General features: G+C 53.3%; 17 protein-coding genes and 1 other annotated feature. All 17 genes read left to right on the top strand.

The window, feature by feature from the left end; translation table 11 throughout:
* The first annotated feature begins 308 nt into the window (after positions 1-308).
* Entirely contained in the window at positions 309-971 is a 663-nt protein-coding gene (locus AC3RCL_RS23735) for a TetR/AcrR family transcriptional regulator (RefSeq protein ID WP_375121636.1), read from the top strand.
* Entirely contained in the window at positions 971-1,342 is a 372-nt protein-coding gene (locus AC3RCL_RS23730; RefSeq protein WP_486048405.1) for a DUF4180 domain-containing protein, read from the top strand. Before AC3RCL_RS23735 ends, AC3RCL_RS23730 begins: the two co-directional genes overlap by 1 nt.
* A gap of 24 nt (positions 1,343-1,366) precedes the next feature.
* Positions 1,367-2,059: a formylglycine-generating enzyme family protein gene (locus AC3RCL_RS23725; RefSeq protein WP_492532357.1), complete on the top strand. Its 693-nt coding sequence runs from the start codon at positions 1,367-1,369 to the stop codon at positions 2,057-2,059.
* Positions 2,060-2,375: 316 nt separating this feature from the next.
* On the top strand, positions 2,376-3,329 hold the full coding sequence (locus tag AC3RCL_RS23720; RefSeq protein ID WP_492532355.1) for a glycoside hydrolase family 43 protein: 954 nt from the start codon (positions 2,376-2,378) through the stop codon (positions 3,327-3,329).
* Positions 3,330-4,108: 779 nt separating this feature from the next.
* Positions 4,109-5,842, top strand: coding sequence for a type 2 periplasmic-binding domain-containing protein (locus AC3RCL_RS23715; RefSeq protein WP_192570919.1), 1,734 nt, complete (start codon positions 4,109-4,111; stop codon positions 5,840-5,842).
* Positions 5,843-5,871: 29 nt separating this feature from the next.
* Positions 5,872-6,843, top strand: coding sequence for an ABC transporter permease (locus AC3RCL_RS23710; protein WP_090909282.1), 972 nt, complete (start codon positions 5,872-5,874; stop codon positions 6,841-6,843).
* A gap of 15 nt (positions 6,844-6,858) precedes the next feature.
* A complete protein-coding gene (locus AC3RCL_RS23705; RefSeq protein ID WP_015736860.1) occupies positions 6,859-7,794 on the top strand; it encodes a carbohydrate ABC transporter permease in 936 nt (311 codons plus the stop codon).
* 51 nt (positions 7,795-7,845) lie between these two features.
* The gene (locus AC3RCL_RS23700) at positions 7,846-9,630 is read left to right on the top strand and encodes a glycoside hydrolase family 2 protein (RefSeq protein WP_492532352.1); all 1,785 of its coding nucleotides are present in this window, start codon (positions 7,846-7,848) and stop codon (positions 9,628-9,630) included.
* A 12-nt stretch (positions 9,631-9,642) separates the two neighbouring features.
* Complete coding sequence (locus AC3RCL_RS23695) at positions 9,643-10,647, top strand: aldose 1-epimerase (protein ID WP_492532350.1); 1,005 nt, start codon at positions 9,643-9,645, stop codon at positions 10,645-10,647.
* 33 nt (positions 10,648-10,680) lie between these two features.
* Complete coding sequence (locus AC3RCL_RS23690) at positions 10,681-12,423, top strand: glycoside hydrolase family 2 protein (RefSeq protein WP_492532348.1); 1,743 nt, start codon at positions 10,681-10,683, stop codon at positions 12,421-12,423.
* Positions 12,424-12,510: 87 nt separating this feature from the next.
* On the top strand, positions 12,511-13,908 hold the full coding sequence (locus tag AC3RCL_RS23685; protein ID WP_452518499.1) for a family 43 glycosylhydrolase: 1,398 nt from the start codon (positions 12,511-12,513) through the stop codon (positions 13,906-13,908).
* Positions 13,909-14,155: 247 nt separating this feature from the next.
* The gene (locus AC3RCL_RS23680) at positions 14,156-15,103 is read left to right on the top strand and encodes an ArsR/SmtB family transcription factor (RefSeq protein WP_096776185.1); all 948 of its coding nucleotides are present in this window, start codon (positions 14,156-14,158) and stop codon (positions 15,101-15,103) included.
* Between the two features lie 305 nt (positions 15,104-15,408).
* The gene (gene tetA(58) / locus AC3RCL_RS23675) at positions 15,409-16,440 is read left to right on the top strand and encodes a tetracycline efflux ABC transporter Tet(58) subunit A (protein WP_492532345.1); all 1,032 of its coding nucleotides are present in this window, start codon (positions 15,409-15,411) and stop codon (positions 16,438-16,440) included.
* Positions 16,437-17,252 carry a tetracycline efflux ABC transporter Tet(58) subunit B gene (gene tetB(58) / locus AC3RCL_RS23670; protein ID WP_009591880.1) on the top strand — a complete coding sequence of 272 codons (816 nt, stop codon included), beginning with the start codon at positions 16,437-16,439 and terminating at the stop codon, positions 17,250-17,252. The genes tetA(58) and tetB(58) overlap by 4 nt, the downstream gene beginning before the upstream one ends.
* Before the next feature lie 117 nt (positions 17,253-17,369).
* Positions 17,370-17,602 (top strand) — a binding site (T-box leader).
* A 90-nt stretch (positions 17,603-17,692) separates the two neighbouring features.
* Positions 17,693-18,952, top strand: coding sequence for a tyrosine--tRNA ligase (tyrS, locus tag AC3RCL_RS23665; protein ID WP_090909291.1), 1,260 nt, complete (start codon positions 17,693-17,695; stop codon positions 18,950-18,952).
* A gap of 297 nt (positions 18,953-19,249) precedes the next feature.
* Complete coding sequence (locus AC3RCL_RS23660) at positions 19,250-20,350, top strand: NAD(P)H-dependent flavin oxidoreductase (protein ID WP_492532342.1); 1,101 nt, start codon at positions 19,250-19,252, stop codon at positions 20,348-20,350.
* A gap of 421 nt (positions 20,351-20,771) precedes the next feature.
* Positions 20,772-23,480 (top strand): winged helix-turn-helix domain-containing protein, encoded by a 2,709-nt coding sequence (locus AC3RCL_RS23655; RefSeq protein WP_492536456.1) that lies wholly within the window; start codon positions 20,772-20,774, stop codon positions 23,478-23,480.
* Positions 23,481-23,493: the final 13 nt, after the last annotated feature.

The following is a 23,493-nucleotide window of genomic DNA, read 5'->3' as shown; positions in this document are numbered from 1 at the left end:
AGCGGATATCAGAATAACAAAGCATGCTCTACAAATTCTCTACAATAGCTATACAGGTTCTCTACAGATGCTCCTCTCTAAAAAGATGCGGGCGTGTCCGCCTCGTGCGTAATATCCTTCAACCAGAATGTTATTGCTTTGATTGATACAGCAGCTGGCGAGAGATCGTAGGAGAAGCTCAGGTTTTGCCCCATGCAGCCAGCTGCCAGCCAAATAAATGTTCATTGACAGCGTGAATCAACATTGTGTACACTTTTTTTATTCCGACTGTTCAGTATAAATAAAATCAAGATGTCAGGTGAGAAGCGATGCCCAAATTGGGAATGGAACAAAAGCGCAGGGCAGACGTCATTAACGCCACGTTAACCTGCATCAGCTTGCATGGAATTGAAGGGATGACGCTGGATAAGGTTGCCGAGTATGCGAACTGCTCCAAGGGAGTGGTCACTTATTATTTCAAGAATAAGGATCATTTGACGACCGAAGCCTTCAAGTCGTTCCTGGCCTACTATGGGCTAAAGATCGAATCAGGCATTGAGCCTGCCATGTCAGCGGAGGAAATGATGGAGGTTGTCCTGCAGCATATGCTCCCTCCGTACAGCGAGGACACGGATCAGAAGCTGAATGTTTCGCAGCTTGACGGAGTCGATAAGATGTTTATCCCCTATGAGGATCAAGGCAAGCTCTTTGTGCAGTTTTTTTCAAAGGCCATGCTGGACCGTCATTTGCAGGAAGTTGCATCCAAGAGCTACGAGCGCGATCTCCAAGGCATCGCCAAGATTATGGAATACGGTAACCGGACGGGGCAGATGTCGGTTGAAGATTCCAACAGTGCCGCCTATGGCCTGATGGCGATGGTTATTGGCCTGAGCTTCTTTAGAGTAGCGAAGGTTCCGCCCGACAAGGACGAGGATAACCGGTACATATGTGAGGATTATGTAAGAAGACTTATCAATAGAGGAGGAGTTTGATGAATATCGCAAAGGTTGAAACCGATGGAGGAACGATCGCCGTCGTAAGCGGCAGCGAGGTATTGATTAAGGATGTCCAGTCGGCCCTGGATCTCGTGGCCACCGTCCAATATGAAACGGGCAGCCGCCGCATTGTGATGGATCAATCGTTGATAAGCGAGTCTTTCTTCGATTTGAAGACGCGGCTTGCAGGCGACATTCTCCAGAAGTTTATCAATTATCAGGTGAAAATTGCGATCATTGGAGACTTTTCGGTTTATCCAAGCCAAAGCCTTCAAGATTTTATTTACGAATGCAATAAGGGCCATGATTTCTTTTTCTTGCCCAGTGAACAGCAGGGGATCGAACGTTTAAGCAAATGGAATAACTAAGTAGCGAATACGGGAGGAAGATCGTTGCCGGTATCTGGGTTTGATCCAAAAGGGGTTTCGATGGTGAACATTCCAGCAGGCGTAGTTCAATTAAGGGACGACCGTATAAAGTCCTCGTGGACGGTGGAAGTGCCTGCATTTCAGCTTGCATCGGTCCCTGTAACGAAGGCGTTGTATTTCTCAATCATGCCAAAGACATCCGGATGCGATGATTTGATGGAGTCCCCAGCCGTGAATATATCATGGCATGAAGCGATTCTCTTTTGTAATATGTTATCTCGGCGCGAAGGCCTGAACGAATGTTATTCGGGAACGGATGACGGTGAATCCGTCGTTTGTGACAAGGAGGCGGACGGATACCGCCTTCCCACGGAAGCGGAATGGCAATACGCTTGCAAAGCCGGGAGTCTCGGCTACCGTTACGGAGAGCTTGACGACATCGCTTGGTATGGAGGGAATTCCGGAGGCGTCCTGCATGAGGTGGGCAAAAAGCGGCCGAATGCGTGGGGGCTTTACGATATGCTCGGAAACGTATGGGAGTGGTGCTGGGATCTTTACGATCCGAACGTATACGGCTCCTACAGAGTATTCCGCGGAGGGAGCTGGGCCGAAGAAGCCAGAGGCTGCGGAGCGACATGCCGCCGCCGCAGCCACCCGACGTTTCGGATTGAGGATCTCGGGTTTCGTTTGGCGAGATCGATATCAAGAAAAAGATAAAGCTGATCCTTTAGGGTCAGCTTTTTTGATTGTGCAGCACCTCCCGAATTTCCATCAAACAGATCGAAATACCGCGGCTGTTTCCAAGATGGCTATAGATGCTTAGATGCTCCCCATTCATATTTCTCCCACTTCCCGATGTCACATAATCTAACGCGATAAACCTCGTAAATTTGCGTATAGACAAGGCTGAAAGACATCAGTAAGATTGGGTTTAACTTTTTGCGGGAGGTGTGGGGAGCTCAAGGAGTCAAGGGTTGAATTGCCGTAGTGTTGATCAAAACCAGGAATGTCTAGGGATAAGGGGGATTCGAAGATGGTGAATGGACGAACATTCAACAATCCGATCGTAGAGCAGGCAGCCGATCCTTGGGTATGGAAGCATACGGACGGCTATTATTACTTTATGTCGACGAAACGCGATCATCTGGAACTGACGCAATCCGCAACCTTAACCGGCCTTGCGGAAGGACGGAAGAAAACGATCTGGACTCCGGAACCCGGGGGAAGGTACAGCCATAACCTATGGGCGCCGGAAATTCATCGTTTGGACAACAAATGGTACATCTATTTCACGGCGAATGACGGAGGAGGGGATGAGTCCCGCCAAATATGCGTGCTGGAGAACGCCGAGGCTGATCCGATGGAGGGACAATGGGCTTGGAAAGGCGCGCTGCCGACCCCCGTCCCCGGCTTGGACGGCACGGTCATGACCGCAGGCAACCAGCATTATTTCCTGTATGCCGGATATGGCCATTTCCCGGATTACGGGTCCGCGATCTACATCATGCGCATGTCGAACCCTTGGACATTGACGGGGGACCATGTATTGCTCACGGCTCCGACCCTGTCCTGGGAAAAACAAGGCGGAATGGCGATTAACGAAGGACCGGTCATTCTTCGGCGGAACGGCCGCATCTTTATGGTGTACTCGGCCAGCACCACTTGGTCGGAGGATTATTCGCTGGGCATGCTCACGATGGAAGAAAACGGGGATCCGATGGATCCGGAATCCTGGACCAAATCGATGCAGCCCGTATTTTGCAAAAGCGTGGAAAACGGAGTGTACGCGACCGGTCACAATAGCTTCACGCAATCGCCGGATGGCAAGGAGGATTGGATCGTTTACCATGCGCTGCCCGCGCCTGGAGTCGAGACGGCCTTGCGGTCGACCCGCATCCAGAAATTCGGCTGGAAGCCGGATGGAACTCCGGATTTCGGCGTGCCGGCCGGCGAGTCGGATGCCTTGGCCAAACCGTCCGGAGAATAATGTATGCGGATTCACAACCTCCCGAACGTGCAAGGGATCGCAGTGTAAACATGGTTGAGAGCGAGTGGTAACCAGGCTGGTGTAAGCGAATAACCATAGTATTTGATCTATATAAACCCCTATTTATTACAATATATCTGTAATGAATGGGGGTTTATTACGAAGAGTTGAACATGTATGACGAGAACCGCGAAAATTTATGAAAATAACGGAATTTCATGAAAACTCCTTAATTCAAAAGGAGTTTTTGTGCATCTCATTATTCCCGTTATTCTCATTATCAAAATATTTCTTTGGATAATTCACAATTTTAGTTACGAAGATTGTGTATGAAAGCGTTGACAGAATGGGGTTGTATGCTTATACTTCGGTTAAAGATACAGAATAATTGTATTAAACGGATGTGCAACAGCTGTCAGTTTCATCAATTTCACATGTGAAAGGGGAGCCATATCCAATGGCCATGATGAAGAGGATCGTGTCAGGGCGGAGGTGCTTAGACCGCGAATGACCCTTGTCATGCATCAGCCTGAAAAGACATGAAGCGTTGAACATGAAGCGAAGCTGATGGAGCAGAAACGGGATTTTGCCAATTAGAAGAGACAAAGGCTTTCAAAGACATGAAGATGCCTTGACACAAGGAGACACTAGCTTCGAAGGATTAAAAAAGACAGATAAAAGCCTTAAAAACGGACGCCCCCTGAATAACGACGGCATATGGATCCTCTAGAGCGCAGCGGCGGGGTGCTCGCAATTATTCATATCATGGGAGGTTAAGCATGAACGGAACGATGAAGCGTTTTTTCACTTTGTTATTCATATCCATCCTGATTATTTCGACGGTAACCGCTTGCAGCGGCAAGGCAAATGACAAGCCTGACAACACCGTAACCCAAGAGGAAGAAGTAGAGAAGAATGAGGTGACGTTCGAGGATATCAGCGGCGATATACGCGGAAATAAAGCACCGACGCAGGAGCAAATCGATGAGGTCAACGGCACGCTGAATGATACATACCTCGGAGATGTATTTGACGAAGTCATTCCAAGCGATTATTCCGCATATCCGGTCAAGGGCGATGTGGTGCTGGATGTTTGGATGCCTGCCAACTCCAACATCCCGGATATGAATAATCACTTGGTTCAGAAGCAGGTGGAAAAGCTCACCGGCATCAAAGTAAACTTCATTACGCCGCCGGTCGGACAGGAAGCCGATGCCTTTACCTTGATGATCTCCTCCGGCGAGCTGCCGGACATCATTATTGACCCGGGCCGTTATCCGGGAGGCTTCGAAGCAGGGGTCAACGATGGCGCTTACCTCGATCTCACCGACCTGATGGAAAAGCACGCTCCGAATTATACGGCATGGCGCAACTCGGACGAAACGAGAAGAAAAACGACCGTGACCGACGACGGCAGGCTGCTGGGCTTCTACGGCATCGCGCCGTATTCCGAATGGACCTGGTTCGGCATGCTGATCAAGCAGGAGGCGCTGGATAAGACGGGACTTCCAGTCCCGAACACGATAGACGAATGGTATGAGTTCCTGAAAAAAAGCAAAGAAGTCGGATATAAGGCGCCGCTGAATTACGGCTCGACGTACGGCCAAATTTTTACCGGCATTATTAATGGCGCATATGGCGTCTGGGATTGGACCTTCGTGGACGAGAACGGCAAGGCTGCTTGGGGGCCTGCACAGCCGAAAGCCAAGGAATATCTCGCAACGATGCAGAAGTGGAACAAGGAAGGCCTGCTGAATCGGGACTGGGCTACCGCCGATTTCAATCAACGGATGGCCAGCGCGATTTCCGATGATACGGCCGTGATGATGGATTCCCCGGATACAATGTGGAGTTATTGGAAAGTGCAGAACGACATTGATTTCGTGGGGGCACTGAATCCGGTTCTGAATGAAGGAGACAAATCCGCGACCACCTACAAAAACTTCAAAAGAACCGGAACCAGTGCAGCCATTACTACCCAGAGCAAAAATGTCGAAGCCGCTATGGCATGGCTGGATTTCAACTATTCCAAGAAAGGCTGGGAGCTGATCAACTTCGGGGAGTACGGCACCGTGCACTTGGTGGATGAGCAAGGAATGCCTTATTATCCGGAAAACAGTTATATGTACAATGATCCGGACGGTCAGCCGGTAGACGTCACGCTTTGGAAATACCGCTGGCATAGTTGGCCGAATATCCGCGACGAGCACAATGCCAATCCGTTGATCACGGCGAAAGGCAGCTATTCCGGAGATATTCGCCAGGACTGGACGGAGAACATGGACACCAGCATGGCGATGCCGCCGATCACGTTTACGAAGGAAGAGGCCTCGCGCGAAGCCGAGCTTGGGAACCAGTTGTCCACGCTGCGTGGAGAATATTTCGCGAAGATCATCATGGGCGAATTGCCGGTCGATGCTTACGATAAATTTTTGAAGGAAGCGCAGAGCATGGGGCTGGACGAATTTTTGAGTCTCCATCAGGCAGCCTTGGATCGGTATAACCAACGATAGTTTTCATAATAAGAACAGGTGGTTGATTCATGGAGATTTTACGAAAAAACAGGGGAATAGACCATGTCCGGACACCCTCGGAGCCTAAGAACACCAAGCGCTTGATTCAGAAGGACCTGAAAAAGAACTGGTTCGTTTATCTGATGGCCCTTCCCGTCGTGGCGTGGTTCTTGATCTTCTGCTACGGGCCGATGTGGGGCGTCATGATCGCATTCAAGGATTTCAAGCCTTTGCTGGGCTTCGCGGACAGCGATTGGGTGGGCTTCAAGCATTTCATCGATTTTTTCTCAGGACCCTATTTTTGGAGGGTCGTCAAGAATACGCTCCTGCTGAATGTATGGGGAATCGTCTTTGGATTTACGGCACCGATCATCCTGGCCTTGCTGCTGAATGAAGTCCGTTCTTCCAAGTTCAAGCGGACCGTGCAAACCATCACGTACATGCCGCATTTTATTTCACTGGTGGTCGTGTGCGGGATCATTCACATCTTTACGTCCAATGAGGGAGTCGTTACGCAGCTGCTTTCCTTCATAACGGGAAAAGACTATTCGTCCCTTCTCGGGTACTCCAATTTGTTCCGGCCGATTTATACCTTTTCCGGAATCTGGCAGAGCATCGGCTGGGACAGCATCATTTACCTGGCTGCGATGAGCTCCATTGATCCTTCGTTATATGAAGCGGCCGATATCGACGGGGTCGGCAGGGTGAAAAAAATGTGGTACATTACGCTGCCTCAGATCAGCCCGGTCATCATCATTCTGTTTATCTTTGCGATCGGCGGATTGATGGCTTCCGGCTACGAGAAAATCATCCTGCTCTACAATCCTTTGATCTACGATACGGCGGATGTCATCGCTTCCTATGTTTACCGAAGGGGCTTGAGGGAAGCGAGCCTGAGTTATTCCACTGCCGTCGGCTTAGTAAGCTCCATCGTCAATTTCGGGCTGTTATGGATGACGAATACTATCGTGAAGCGCAGATCTGAATCCAGCTTATGGTAAGAGAGAGGGAAGGTTATGGAGGAAATCAAGCAACTCAAAGTGAAACGAAGCAGGAAGCATAAAAGCATCGGGGACCGCGTATTCGACTTTACGAACTATACGCTGTTAACCGCTTTAACGCTGGTGTGCTTTTATCCCATATTGCATATCTTGTTCGCTTCCGTCAGCGATCCGGGCGCTTTGGTGGCTCATCGAGGGGTATTGTTCAAACCGCTGGGATTCACGCTAGACGGTTACAAGCTGGTGTTTAAGGACAACAGTCTGCTCAGGGGATACCTGAATACGATCATTTACGTTGGACTGGGCACCTTGGTCAATATGGTCATGACGATATTGGGCGCTTACGTGCTGTCCAGGCGGGACTTGTATTTCAAGAATTACATCATGGTCATGATTACGATCACGATGTTCTTTGGCGGAGGGCTGATTCCCTGGTTCCTGTTAATGAAGGACATCGGCTTGTACAACAATTTGTGGGCCATGATTCTGCCGACCGCTTTAAGCACATGGAACATCATCATTCTAAGGACCGGATTCCAATCGATTCCGAGAGAGCTGGAAGAAGCGGCACTGATCGACGGCGCAAGCCAGGCCAACATCCTGATCACGGTGATCCTGCCGCTGTCAAAGGCGACGCTGGCCGTAATCTTCCTGTACTATTTGGTCGGCAATTGGAACTCCTGGTTTAACGCGATGGTCCTGCTGAAGGATAGGGAATTGTTCCCGTTACAGCTGTTAATGAAGGAAATCCTGGTCGCCAACGATTCAACGGCCACCACGATCGGCAGCGCGGGCGGTGTCGTCATTAACAGCGCCCAGAGTTCGACCGCGTTCCGGGAGCTGGTTAAATATTGCGCGATCGTGGTTTCGACGGTGCCTATATTATTGGTGTATCCGTTCCTGCAAAAGTATTTCGTGAAAGGCGTTTATGTCGGTTCGATCAAAGGCTAGGCGTTCAAACAAGCAGATAGAGAGACTGAATAATTAGGAGTGAGCAGCATCTTGACGACAGAAGTTAGCAAGGCACAAACGGTTCGCAGCGAATATCCGAGACCCCAGTTTCAGCGCAAAGAGTGGTTAACCCTCAATGGTGAATGGGATTTCAGTTTTGACGATGAAGCCATCGGCGAGGATGCAGGGTGGTATCATGCGGAAGCGCAGGCTTCCTTTACGAGGAAGATCAACGTTCCCTTTACGTTCCAAAGCAAGCTGAGCGGCATCGACGACCCTTCCTTTCATGATGTCGTGTGGTACCGCAGAACGTTCGAAATTCCACAGGACTGGAACGGAAAGAGGATCGTGCTTCATTTCGGTGCCGTGGATTATTTGGCCAAAGTGTGGGTAAACGGGCACTTGGTAGCCATGCATGAAGGCGGGCATACGCCATTCCAGGCCGACATTACGGCTTCGCTCGTGAAAGGAAGCAACACGCTCGTGCTGCGGGCGGAAGATTTCAGCCGCGACGTCACCCTGCCGCGAGGTAAACAATACTGGCTTGAGCATTCGGCAAGCATCTTCTACACCCGTACGACCGGCATCTGGCAAAGCGTGTGGTTGGAGCCGGTATCCCCGGTACACTTGGGCAAAACGATGATGACGCCCGATATCGACCGCAACGAAATTCGCATCCGGACCTTCCTTGAAGGCTACAAGGCGATGGAGGACGAGGACCTCAAGCTGCAGATCACCGTATCCTATCAGGGCGAGTGTGTTGCCGAAGATCAATATGCCATTCGAAGCGCGGAGCAGCAGCGGACCATCGGCCTCAGCGATTTTACGGACCATGGCCTGGGACGCCTGTGGAGCCCGGAGCATCCGAATTTGTATACCATCGAATTCCGCCTTGTTCAGGATGGAGACGTCGTTGACCAGGTAACCAGCTATTTCGGGATGCGGAAGGTATCGATCGAGAACGGCAAACTGTGCCTGAACAATCGCCCGTATTTCCAGCGGCTGGTGCTGGATCAAGGTTATTTTCCCGAGGGAATCCTGACGGCGCCGTCGGATGAGGCTTTGAAGCGCGACGTGGAGCTGGCGAAGGAAATGGGATTCAACGGCGTGAGAAAGCATCAGAAAACGGAGGACCCCAGATTCCTGTACTGGTGCGACAAGCTCGGCCTGCTGTTATGGAGCGAGGCGGCCAACGCGTACGAATATTCCGAATCGTATGTTCGCCGTTTCACGGCGGAATGGCAGGAGATCATCGAGCGGGATTATAACCATCCCTGCATCATAACCTGGGTCCCGCTGAATGAAAGTTGGGGTGTTCCCAATGTGCAGATGGATAAGCGCCAGCAGCAGCATGGGCTCGCCATGTACCATCTAACGAAGTCGTTAGACGATAGCAGACCGGTTGTATATAACGACGGATGGGAGCATATGACCACGGACTTGGTCACCATTCACGATTATGAGAGCCGCCAGGAAGTGCTGGAAGAACGGTATGCAACAGCCGCGTCCGCCGTGGAAGCCATGCCGGCGAACCGAAGAATATTCGTCGGCGGCGCTTCCTATGACGGCCAACCCATTCTCGTATCGGAGTTTGGCGGCATTGCCTTCAAGAAGAGCGAATGGGAGGGCTGGGGGTATTCCGGAGCCGAGAACGAGGAGGATTATCTGATCCGGCTCAAAGCCGTGGTGGATCCGATGTTCTCTTCCCCGGTGATCCAGGGATACTGCTACACGCAGCTGACGGACGTCGAGCAGGAAATCAACGGCCTGCTTACGTATGACCGTAAGCCGAAGGCGCCGCTCGAAACCATTCGCAAAATCATGACGGGACAATAGGAGGCACATAAAATGGGCGGGACGAATGCCTATGAAGGCGTATACCATAACGAGAAAGCCGTGTTTCTGCGGGCAGGAGCTTATGAAGCGGTCATGCTCCCGGATATCGGCGGTAATTTGATAGCGTTTCGGGACATCGAAAAGGGCTACCGGTTTCTGCATGAGCCGACGCCGGAGGAAATGCCGGCATTCAAAGCAAGGCCGATGATTCACGGCATTCCGGTATTGTTTCCCCCGAACCGGTATCAAGATGGCCGGTTCCGGTGGAACGGCAAAATTCTTCAGCTTCCGGTCAATGAAGAGGCGACGGGACATCACCTGCATGGATTTCTGTACAACATTCCATGGGAGGTGGATGAATACGGGCATACCGGGCAGGAAGCTTATGTGACCGTGTCCGTCCGCGTGGACGAACAGCATCCGATATTCGAACACTTTCCGTTCCGGTTCCGCATTCAGCTTCGCTACGGCTTAAGCGATCAGGGATTGTCTCAGCGGTTATTGATCACCAATATGGGCACGGAAGCCATGCCGTGTTTGCTGGCGTTTCATACATCCGTTAACGCGCCGTTTGCCGAGGGGGGCGACGCCCGGGATTACCGCTTAAAGCTGACCGTCGGGAAGCGATGGGAGCTGGATGGGCGAATGCTCCCCACTGGCTCCCATCAGGAACTGTCCGCGAATGAACGGGCCATGCAAGGCGCAGGCGTTTATCCGTTCTTCGAAAGCATGGACAATCACTATACCGCCGTGCCCCAGAACGGAAGGAACCGGATGGAGCTTACCGATGAGGCCGTGAAGGTCACTCTGGTTTATGACGTGGGCACTTCCTACAAGCAATGGATGATCTGGAACAACCAAGCGACCGAGGGATTCTTTTGCCCTGAGCCGCAGATCAACCTGGTCAATGCCCCCAATATGGATATGCCTTCCGAAGAAATCGGGTGCTTCAGTCTCGGGCCGGACGAAATCTGGGAAGAGACCAGCCGGCTGTACGTAAAGGAAAGCCGGGGCTAAAGCCCAATTAAACATAATAAAAAGGAGTTCGACATGACTCAATTAACACTACCGCGTCCCGAATACCCTCGCCCGCAATGGGTAAGGCCGCAATGGATCAATCTGAACGGTTCATGGCAATTCGAAATCGACCATGGCCGGAGCGGGAAGGAGCGCGGACTCCATGAACCGGGACATGAGCTGTCCGGAACGATCACCGTTCCATTCTGTCCCGAAAGCAAGCTGTCCGGCGTTGAGTATAAGGATTTCATGGCAGCGGTCTGGTATAAGCGGGAGTTCGAGGTCCCCAAGGATTGGAATGGCAGAATTCTGCTTCACTTCGGGGCGGTGGATTATGAAACCGAAGTCTGGGTAAACGGAGTATCCGTAGGAACGCATCGCGGGGGATATACGCCTTTCGGTTTTGATATCACATCGCATGTGAAGCCGGGCGGGAATATCGTTACCGTCTGCGCGGAAGACGATGTCCGTTCCGGACGCCAGCCGCGCGGAAAGCAAAGCGGACGCTTCTATTCGCATGGCTGCGATTACACCCGTACGACAGGGATTTGGCAAACGGTATGGCTGGAGCAAGTGCCGCAGGCTTATATGTCCGACATGAAGCTGGTGGGTGACCCGGATAATGGCTGTGCCCACCTCGAGATTAAAATCGACGGGAACGCAGCAGGCCATAAACTGACCGCATCCGCCTTGTATGAGGGAAATGCGGTAGGGAATGCAAGTGCTGTCGTATCCGGGCCGTCCGTCAAACTCACCATTCCACTGTCGGAGGTCCATTTGTGGGAAACGGGTCAGGCCAGGCTGTACGATCTGGAATTATCACTGCAAGGAGATGGCCAGGCGAGCGATACTGTCCAATCGTATTTCGGCCTCCGAACCGTCATGCTGGACGGCATGGCTTTCCGCATCAACGGCAAATCCGTATTTCAGCGCCTTGTGCTGGACCAAGGCTTCTATCCGGATGGAGTCTATACGGCTCCAAGCGATGAGGATCTCCGCAAAGACATCGAAATTTCGATGGGACTGGGCTTTAACGGCGCCAGGCTTCACGAGAAGATATTCGAACCGCGCTTTCTGTATTGGGCGGACCGATTAGGGTATCTGGTATGGGGGGAGCATGCGAATTGGGGGCTGGACATTACCACTTCCGAGGGATTGTCCCATTTCCTGCCGGAATGGCTCGAAGGCATGGAACGCGATTTCAATCATCCGGCCCTCATCGGCTGGTGCCCGTTCAACGAGACGTGGGACCGGGACGGCGCCAAGCAAAATAACGATGTGCTGCGCATTGTATACGAGGTCACGAAGAAAATGGACCCGACGCGCCCCGTGATTGATACGAGCGGCAACTTCCATGTGGTGACCGATATTTTCGATATCCACGATTATGACCAAAATCCCGAAACGTTCAAGCAGCGATATGAGCCGATGAAGAACGGTGGAGAGGTATACAACAGCTTCCCGAATCGGCAGCAGTATGGCGGCCAGCCTTATTTTATCAGCGAATACGGCGGCATTTGGTGGAATCCGGATCAGAAAGACGAGAAGTCTTGGGGTTACGGCGACAGGCCGACATCCGAGGAAGCGTTTCTGGAGCGTTATGCGGGCTTAACGAACGTGCTGCTGGACCATCCCATGATGTTCGGGTTCTGTTATACCCAATTGTACGACGTGGAGCAGGAAGTGAACGGATTGTACACCTATGACAGACGATCGAAATTCGATCCTGAAGTGATCCGCCGCATTAACGCCCGCAAAGCCGCGATAGAGGATTAAGCGCCCATTATGACCGGTATCTTGAAGTAGGCTTGTACCATGTTTGGTGTATGATTGCACATTATCCGAAAGGAACGTGACGAAAGGATGAAGGTGAATTACCGGAATAAATTGTTGCTCACGATATGCGCATTTCTTATTCTTCCGATGGGTCAGGCGACGCATGCGGCCACGCTTCAGAACAACTTTTACAACGTGGTCATGCAGGATGGAGCGGATCCTTGGGTGTATAAACACACGGATGGCTTTTACTACTTCACGAAAACGACCGGCGGCAACGTGACGATATGGAAGTCCGCCCAGCTTACCACGGTGGACGCGGCTCCGACGAGGGTCGTGGAAACGGGCTGCTGCGGGATCTGGGCTCCCGAATTGCATTACATCAATGGCGCCTGGTACATCTACTATGCCAAGGATGACGGGGATAACGTCAACCACCGCATGTATGTCATGGAGAACACGTCGGCGGACCCGACGCAGGGAACCTGGCAGTACAAAGGCCAGATAACGGACCCGACAAACAAATGGGCGATTGACGGCACGGTGCTGCAGGTTAACGGTCAGCTGTATTTTATCTGGTCTGGCTGGGAAGGGGACACCAATGTGCGGCAGAATCTGTACATCGCCCATATGAGCAACCCTTGGACGATTGATTCAAGCCGCGTCGAAATTGCGAGGCCTACGCACAGCTGGGAAACGAATCATTCCCCGCATGTAAACGAAGGACCCCAGGTGATTGTACGCGGCGGCGTCATCAGCCTGGTGTACTCGGCAAGCGGAAGCTGGACCAATGATTATTGCCTCGGCCTGATCACGGCAAGCACAACCAGCGATTTGCTGGATCCGGCTTCCTGGACCAAACGCAGCCAGCCTATCTTCAAGTCCGGCAACGGGCTGTACGGCCCGGGCCACCATTCGTTTACCAAGTCACCCGACGGAACGGAAGACTGGATGCTTTACCATGTCGCCAAATATAACAACGCGGGATGGAACCGTGAGGTCCGAGCGCAGAAATTCACATGGCACGGCGACCATACGCCAAACCTCGGCGTGCCGGCGAATCCGAATGCTCCGATAGCGCTGCCTTCCGGCGAAGCGGCCCACACCCGTTATGAAGGTGAGGAGGGAACGTTCGGCGGCGTCGCCTATGCATCCCAAAGCCCTAACGGCTCGGGAGGCATGAAAGCGGGGCATATCGATACGCCGGAGAGCTACGTGGAATTTTCGGTGCATGCCCCGTCCGCAGGCGACTACATTTTGCTGGCCCGCACGGCGAACGGAACGGCCGGAGGGAATTGGTCCCATCTTATGCTCAGCGTGAATGCCGGAACGGCCGACAAATTCCATATTACGAATAAAGGGTGGGAGAACTGGGGCTTGTCCACGGCGCGGGTTCAGTTAAAGGCCGGCGTGAACACGATACGTTTTTCAAAAGGCGAAGGATACGGAGAAATCGACTTCTTCGACATCAAGCCGGCGAATTAGGACCAGCGGATGGCTTAGTCAACCGAAAAATGAAGTGCTGAGCAAGCTCAATCATGGATGGCTTCCGGTTCTCCCGGAAGCCATTTCTGGCTAGGAAGGGACTGTTTTTCTTCGCTGCTTCCAGGCTCATGCACTATGGCAAAATGCGGGGAGATCATGGATGTAAGCCCTTGCAAGCATGATTGTTTTTCAATTCATTAAGAGATAAGATGAAAGGTAATGAATATGTTTAAAGGAGAGCGGATTTGTGCTGGAACTTGGTTTTAACGACCCGGAAAGACTGGTCACGGTAGCTCATGCCTTGTCAACGCGTTCTCGGGTGGATATCCTGAGGCTCTTGAATTCCAAGAACCTGAATATCATCGAAATCGCCGAGAAACTCAAACTTCCCGTTTCGACGGTGGCGAGCAACATCAAAGTGCTGGAAGCGGCCGAGTTAATCAATACGGAATTGCTTCCGGCTTCGCGCGGGGCCATGAAGGTGTGCAGCCGGAACTATGATGATATCCATATTGCGTTGAATTTGAAGAATTCGGTTCCTAAGGGAGTCACGCATGTCTATGAAGTCGATATGCCGATCGGCCATTACAGCGATTGCGAAGTGGCGCCTACCTGCGGAATGGCCAATGCGGACGGGTACATCATCAAGGAAGACGAGCCGGCGAGCTTTTACCATCCCAAGCACGTGAATGCCCAGATCATCTGGCTTCGCAAGGGATACCTGGAATACTTGATGCCGATGGATATTCCGGCAGGAGCACGAATCGAATCGCTGGAACTGTCCATGGAGATGTGCTCAGAGGCCCCCAATTATGATCATAACTGGCCTTCGAATATTTCGGTGTGGGTCAATGGCGTGGAGATCGGCATGTGGACAAGCCCCGGCGATTTCGGGGATCGCCGCGGCAAGCTGAACCCGAACTGGTGGTACGATTGGGCAACGCAATACGGGTTTCTGAAAATATGGCGCGTGGATGATGAGAAAACGACGCTGGATATGGAGAAGATATCGAGCGTTACTTTGGATCAGCTGAATATTGCTGCAAGCCCCAAACTGCGGCTGCGCATCGGCATCAAGCCCGATGCCGTGAATCAGGGAGGGCTGAATCTGTTCGGCCGCCAGTTTGGCGATCACGAACAGAATATCATCATGCAGGTGAAATATACGATGGATCAGGATGAGGAAGAGCTTTAAAAGGTTTTACGTTCACTAGTGGCTGAAGAAGGCTTTGCAGTGGATGCACAAGAACCGTCCGTAACGCATTTCGGCAACGGGGGTATTCGTTTTCTGATAAGACATACCGTGGTGGCAGTGCAGTGATTTTTTCTGCGCTGTCACTTTTTTTGTTGAGGGATAGCAGGGGCGTTGTGTACTGCCGATCCCCGACTCTGATGGTAGAGGGTTATTTTTCGAGCCTATTCTTCTCCCGGTTTACATTCCGTTTAAGTAGGGGTGTTACGATCCAAACATCATCTGTTAAGCGAATAGGAGGAGTCATAATGGAGCATGCAAACAGAAGGAACATGGAATACAGCCCTGGCGACTTGGCTGTCGAGGCTTACGGGCTGGTCAAAACGTTCGGCGATAACCGCGCCGTGGACGGCGTGGATTTGAACGTGCGCGCCGGTACGATTTATGGCGTGTTGGGACCGAACGGCGCAGGCAAGACGACGACCATCCGAATGCTGGCCACCTTGCTAAAGCCGGATGCGGGTTCGGCCCGAATCTTCGGGCACGATGTGCAGACGGAATCGCAGATTGTCCGTCAGTTGATCGGGGTCACCGGCCAATACGCCTCGGTGGATGAATCGCTCAGCGCTACGGAGAATCTGATCATTTTCTCCCGCTTGTTGGGGCTGGGACGCACGGAGGCACGGCAAAAGGCGGGTGAGCTGCTTGAGGAATTCGGGTTGTCGGAAGCCGCCAAACGGCCGCTCAAACATTTCTCCGGCGGCATGCGGAGAAGGTTGGATCTGGCGGCAAGCCTCATTGCCCAGCCGCCGCTCATCTTCCTGGATGAACCGACGACGGGGCTGGATCCAAGGACGCGTTCCCAGATGTGGGATACGATCCGCCGATTGGTGAAGACCGGCTCAACGGTGCTGCTGACCACGCAGTATCTGGAGGAGGCGGACCAACTGGCAGACCGGATCGCCGTTATTGATTACGGGCGGGTCGTGGCCGAGGGGACGGCGGATGAACTGAAGATGTCGGTAGGGACTTCCTCGCTGCACTTGACCGTCCAGGATGCAGTGGATATGGGCCGCGCCCGCCACACCGTGGAACAGGTGCTGGGCGTTCATGCCAACATATCGCCGGAAGCCGGAAAGATAACGGCGCCGATGGCTAATGCGGGTCTTGTTACAGACCTGTTGATCGAGCTGCGCACGGCAGGCATCGGCTTGTCCGAGATGAGCGTGCAGAAGCCGACCCTGGATGAGGTGTTCCTGACGATCACCGGCCACGGCGTGAAGGAAGACGATGTCCCATCGTCTAATGAACCCAACGATAGAGAGGTGACAAGAGTATGAGCAGCACGATCATGAAATCGGGGACGGAACGCCGGCTTAAAAACCGCACGAGTTTCGGTCAGACGGTACGAAACTCGTTGACGATGGCCTACCGGGGTCTGCTGAAGCTCCGGCGCACGCCCGAGCAGCTGTTTGACGTTACGTTCCAGCCCATTATTTTCACGCTGATGTTCACCTATATTTTTGGCGGCGCCATCTCCGGCGACGTGGCCAGTTATTTGCCTGTCATCATTCCCGGCATCCTCGTTCAAACCGTGATTACGACCTCCGTCGTCACGGGCGTTCAGCTGCGCGAGGATATGGATAAAGGCGTATTCGATCGATTCAAGTCGCTGCCGATAGCGCGAATTGCTCCGCTTGCAGGGGCCCTGCTGGCAGATACCGTTCGTTATACCATTGCAACGGTGCTTACCTTTTCGATGGGATACGTCATGGGTTACCGCCCGGGCGGGGGCCTGGGTTACGTTGCTCTTGCCGCGCTGATCGTCATTGTATGCTCATGGGCGATCAGCTGGATATTCGCGTTCTTCGGCGTGATTGCAAGATCCGCCTCCGGCGTGCAGGGGATATCGATGATCGTGCTGTTTCCGCTCACGTTTCTCTCCAACGCCTTCGTGCCGGTAGATACGATGCCGGGCTGGCTGCAGTGGTTCGTGAACATCAACCCGATATCGCATCTGGTGACGGCTGTCCGGGATCTGACGAACTCCGGAACCGTGGGCTGGGATCTGACGATATCCTTGGTCGGCGCCGCGATCATCGTGGCGATCTTTGCTCCGATCACGGTTCGTGCATATATGCGCCGCACCTAATATTCTGGGGACACCTCCGGCGGTATTCACCCATGCTGCCGGGGTAAGCGGGACGTCCGTCCAAAACGGAGTTGACATCGATTTATTAATTCACTATACTGTCTGTAATCTTATAAGCGACATACGTTGAAAGAGCCCAGTAGCAGCTTGGTCCCTGTTCTAGAAAGCCGGGGGGCGATGGAACCCGGTACATACCAACGCAGCGAATTACACTCTGGAGTATCTCGGGTAATGCCGAGCGGAAACGGCGAACGATACCTCGTCTAATGAGCGGCATGAATGGCGCGCGGCAAGCGCTGCAGACCATTCGTGCAATCTGGGTGGTAACACGGTTAATAATCGTCCCTATGTCTGTAACAGACAAGGGGCGATTTTTTGTTTTTCAACGGATGGGCGCTTCGTTATAAGGAAAAATCATGTATTGAAGGAGTGTTAACGCTGTGAATATTATCGACGAACTGGAATGGCGCGATGCGATCAACCAACAGACGGATGCCGAAGGCCTCCGGGAGCTTACGAATGAAAAGTCGATTTCGCTGTACTGCGGCGTGGATCCTACGGGCGACAGCATGCATATCGGTCACCTGATTCCCTTCATCATGCTCAAACGCTTCCAGCTTGCCGGCCATCGTCCGGTCATTCTGATCGGGGGCGCGACCGGCACCATCGGGGATCCAAGCGGACGTCAAACCGAGCGCTCCCTCCAGACGCTGGAGCAGGTTCAAGCTAACGTGGACGCGCTCACCGGACAAATGAAAAAGCTCTTCGTGACGGAGGGCGACAATCAAATCCGCATGGTCAACAACTACGACTGGACGCATAAGATCAACATTATCGAATTCCTGCGCGATTACGGGAAGAACTTCAGCATCAACTCGATGCTGGCGAAGGACGTGGTTGCGAGCCGGCTTGACAGCGGGATTTCGTTTACGGAATTCTCATACCAAATCCTGCAGTCGGTCGATTACCTGCATCTGTACCAGCATGAGGACGTGCAGCTGCAAATCGGCGGATCGGACCAATGGGGCAACATTACAAGCGGCCTGGATTTGATCCGGAAGAAGGAAGGACCCGAAGCCAAAGCCTTCGGCCTGACCATACCGCTCATGCTGAAGGCCGACGGCACGAAGTTCGGCAAAACGGCCGGCGGCTCGATCTGGCTTGACCCGAACAAAACGACGCCGTTCGAGTTCTACCAGTTCTGGGCGAACACCGACGACCGAGACGTCGTCAAATACTTGAAATACTTCACCTTCCTGACCAAGGAGCAAATTGACGAGCTGGCCGAAAAGGTGCAGAGCGAGCCGCATAAACGCGAAGCGCAAAAAACGCTGGCCGAGGAAATGACGAGATTCGTGCACGGCGAGGAGATGCTGGAGCAGGCCAAGCGCATCACGGCGGCTCTGTTCAGCGGCGATATTAAATCGCTCACGGCCGATGAGATCGAGCAGGGCTTCAAGGAGATGCCGACGTTCGAAGCGACGCCGGAAACGAAGAATATCGTGGACTGGCTCGTGGATCTGGGCATCGAGCCTTCCAAGCGGCAAGCGCGCGAGGATATCACCAAAGGCGCGATCTCGATGAACGGCGAGCGCGTCAGCGATTTGGGCCACGAGGTGACAGCCGACCAGGCGATTGGCGGCCGGTTTATCATCATTCGCAAGGGCAAGAAAAACTACAGTTTGGTGAAAATGTCCTAGAAGGGTAACCATCAGGGAAATAGGTCTCCCCGGACGAATGCACCCGCAAAAGCCGCTAAGCACTTTTCATGTGCTTAGCGGCTTTCGTATGATTCAGGTTAGCCAGAATCTTCTGGTTGGCCTTTATATTAGAGATGAGAAAAAACTTCGAAGGCTTACTCTCCTGATCTCGCCAAAAAAAATGCTGTATGCGGTCTGTCTTCGAGAGGGTACGTCGATTGGCGTTTTTCTTTTATTTGAAAGTTTCTCTCTTTTAATAGGATAATATCTGTAGCGTTAAAGGAGGTAGATGATATCATGAACATTCAACTGCAGACCGAGCTGTGCGATCGGTTTGGCATCCGTTATCCGCTTATATTGGCTGGAATGGCCGGAGGGCCGACAACCGTTGAGCTGGTCGCCGCCGTATCCAACGCAGGCGGGCTCGGTACGCTGGGTGCGGCTTATATGGAGCCGGCCGCCATTCGCCATAGCATCCAGGAAATCCGCAAGCGGACGGATCAACCTTTTGCCGTCAACCTTTTTGCGTCCCGGGCCTCGGATCGCCAGGAGCGAATCGAAGATGTTCAACAGGAGTTAAACCGGATGCGCGGCGACCTTGGCATTCCCCATGCGGGGTCGGAACACGTAACAACGCCCGATTGGTTTGAGCAGCAATTCGCGGTTCTGCTCGAAGAGAAGGTGCCCGTTATCAGCACGGCATTCGGTATTCCGGATGAGCCCCTTATGCGGCAAGCGAAAGAAGCTAAACTGCTTGTGGTTGCGATGGCAACCACGGTGCGCGAAGCTATCCTGGCCGAGCAAGCAGGCTGCGACGCCGTCGTTGCCCAAGGCAGCGAAGCAGGGGGGCATCGGGGCACGTTTGATATTTCGGAGCACCCGATGGGGGCCCAAATCGGAACGTTTGCTTTGGTGCCGCAGATCGTGGACCGGGTCAAGATTCCCGTCATTGCCGCCGGGGGCGTCATGGATGGACGCGGACTTGTGGCCTCGCTTGTTCTTGGCGCCCAAGCCGTTCAGATGGGGACGCGGTTTCTGACGGCGGCCGAATCGGGTGCGCATGAGGTTTACCAGCAAGCGCTGCTTCGCAGCACGGAAGAGAGCACGGTCATTACCAAAGCGTTCTCGGGGCGGCCGGCGAGAGGCATCCGCAATGCCTTCATTAAGCAATGGGATGCAAGCGGCATAGAGCCGCTGCCTTTCCCTACGCAGAATACGGTGACCCGCGACATACGAAATGCCGCCAATCGCCAAAGCAATCCGGAATATATGTCCTTATGGGCAGGGCAAGACACAAGAGGGCTCACTTCGGGCCAATCCGCAGCAGATATCGTAGCCGAGACGATCCAAGAAGCGCTGTTGATTTGTCCATATCGCAACTCCGACGATGAGAGCTGAGAGAGGTTATGCGTCTAAACTTAGGAAATTCATTTATGCAGCAGGCCGCCTAAGGAAGAACCTTTGGGTGGCCTGCCAGCCTTTTATCAGAAATCGTAAGTATTTCCGCCAAACTTGAAGGATGGCTTGATCATCATATAAAACCTTCTCACTAATTTCGACATTCAACCGTTCAGTCGGAATCGCTGCATTGCGTTGTTCTCTCTTACGCCTATAACCTCGCCTTTGAATCGGACTCCTGTTAAAGCGCTCTAATTATAAAATCTTTCATCGTATGCCCAACCCTTCCAATCATGCTTCCTGTCCGACTGCAGCGAGCGGAGGTAGCGCACAAGAGGGAAAACCCTGCATCCGTCGAACACTTAAACATAGCAAACAATAAGTTGAAAACTGCTGCAATGACGGCATAACGGGGGTTATGATGTCCACGACGATTTTGTCCACGAAATTATATATTCCTTCTTCACGGTCCCAGGCTGTCCTTCGTCCCAGGCTGATCGAACGTTTGAACGAGGGGCTGCGTCTGCACCGGAAGCTGACCACGATTTCCGCCTCTGCCGGGAGCGGCAAAACCACGCTGCTCAGCCAATGGATCGGGGGTTGTCCGCAGCCCGTTGCCTGGCTGTCCTTGGAAAAGGAGGACCGTGAGCCATCCAGATTTTTCGCTTACCTCTTGGCTGCCCTGCAAACCATCGGGGTTGATATCGGAGAGAGGGTGGTGAGCACACTCCACGCCCCGTCACCGCATCCTCTGCCAATCGAAGCCATCGTTATGGCCATGCTGAATCAAATCACGGCCAAACCGGACCGTGTCATCCTTGTGCTTGATGATTACCACGTGCTTGATTCCAAACCGATAGACCGCGCTCTTGGCTTTCTCATTGAGCACATGCCGCCGCAGATGCATGTGGTTATTGCCAGCCGCAAGGATCCCGATCTGCCCGTGGCCCGGCTCCGTGCAAGAAACCAGCTGACGGAAGTGCGGACACCGGATTTGCGGTTCACCTCCATTGAAACCTCCGAATTCATGCGGCATGTGATGGGGCTGGACCTGTCAGGGGAGGATGCAGCGCTTATTGCATCCCGTACGGAAGGCTGGATCGCCGGCCTGCAGTTAGCGGCGCTGTCCTTGCAGGGCCATCGAGACGCTGCGGGCTTTATTCGATCCTTCAGCGGCAGCCACCGCTACGTGCTGGACTATTTGATTGAAGAAGTGCTGCAGCAGCAGCCTGAGAGCGAGCAGGATTTTTTGCTGCGCACTTCCATTCTCGACCGGCTCAGCGGTTCCTTGTGCGAATACGTTTTGCAGAGGGAAGACGGTGATTCCCCGATGGCGGCCGTTTCCGGACAAGAAACCCTGGAGTACCTGGAGCGTGCCAATCTGTTCATCGTTCCGTTAGATAACGAGAGGCGCTGGTACCGGTATCATCACTTGTTCTCGGATGCATTGCGGCAACGCCTATCCCGAAAAAGCAAGGATGCCGAAGACGGGAAGAGGATCGTGGCGGAACTGCATCGGCGTGCCAGCGACTGGCATGATCGTCATGATTTTTGGCTGGAGGCTTTCCAGCATGCGGCTGCTGCCCAGGACATGGATCGCGCCGCGCGTCTGATTGAAGGGGAGAGGATGCCCCTGGTCTTCCGTGGAGCGATCCACCCCGTGCTCGATTGGCTGGATTCCCTGCCGAAGGCAGAATTGGACGCAAGGCCGGCGCTTAATGTCATGCATGCCTCCGCTCTCCTGATGGTCGGCCAAATGAACGGCGTCGAACGCAAACTTCAAGCTGCCGAGGTTCATTTGCCAGCCGAGGAGAACGGCAATACCCGGGACCTCATAGGACATATTGCCTCCATACGTGCGACGCTTGCCGTCAGCAAGCATCAGCCGGAAGTCATCATGACGGAATCGCGACGGGCCTTGGAATATTTAAGTCCGCATAATCTGCCTGTCCGCACGGCCGCGATGTGGACGCTGGGATACGCTTACCAGCTCCAGGGCGATCGTGCCGCAGCAGGCCGGGCCTATGAGGAGGCCGTTGCCATCAGTCAGAAGATCGGACATTTTATGATCGCCATGATGGCAACGCTCGGACTCGGACTTCTTCAGGAAGCGGATAATCAATTATATGCAGCAGCCGTGACCTATCGACGCGTTCTGGAATTGGCGGGTGACCCTCCGCCGCCGGCAGCATGCGAAGCGCATTTGGGCCTGGCCCGAATCTGCCGTGAGTGGAACGATCTCGATGCCGCTGAACGGCATGGGCTGAAGGCCCTTCAATTAGCCGGGCAGTTTGATCAAACCGACAGAGCCGTGGCTTGCGAGGTGTTTCTCGCGAGGCTGAAGCTATCGCGAGGAGAAGTGAGGGAAGCAGCCGCCATGTTAGCTAAAGCGGATCGCCTCGGGCGTCAGCAGCAGTACATGAGTCAGCTACCCTTCATTGCCGAAGCGCAGGTGCTTGTCCTGCTTCAACAAGGAGATTTCAGTGAAGCTTCCCAGCTGGCGCAGGAGCATGGAATTCCTCTCAGCCAGGCCAGAGTTTTGTTGGCTAAAGGGCAGGCGGGGGCTGCTCTGGCGATCATGGAACCCTTGCTGGCGCAGATGGAAGCTAAGGAATGGGCCGACGAGCAGCTTAAGGTCATGGTCGTGCTGGCCCTGGCTCTGCATGCCCAGGGTGATAGGCTGAAAGCTGCCCGGATCGCCGCAAAGGCTGTGGCGAAGGCCGAGCCCGGCGGTTTTATCCGGTTATTCATCGATGAAGGGCCGCCGATGCAGGAGCTGCTCAGAGCAGCATCTGCCAGCCAACCGATACGAGATGCAACCGGAACCCAACCGATGCATGATTATCTGGAGAAGCTGCTGCATGCTTTTGAGATGGAAGGACTGGAAAGCGCGGGCAAGTCCTCTCCAAGCCAGCTTCAGCTTGCAGAGTCTCTGATCGAGCCCCTGAGCCGGCGGGAATTGGAGGTGCTGCGTCTCATTGCCCAAGGACTTTCCAATCGCCAGATCAGCGAAAAGCTTTTTGTTGCGCTTAGTACCGTCAAAGGGCATAACCGGATCATATTCGATAAACTCCAGGCTACCCGCCGTACCGAAGCTGTTGCGCGTGCGCGCGAGCTGGGCTTGCTGTAGGTGACAGCCCGGT

Source organism: Paenibacillus sp. MT86, from assembly GCF_058792535.1.
This window is presented reverse-complemented; position numbering and strand designations above follow the sequence as displayed.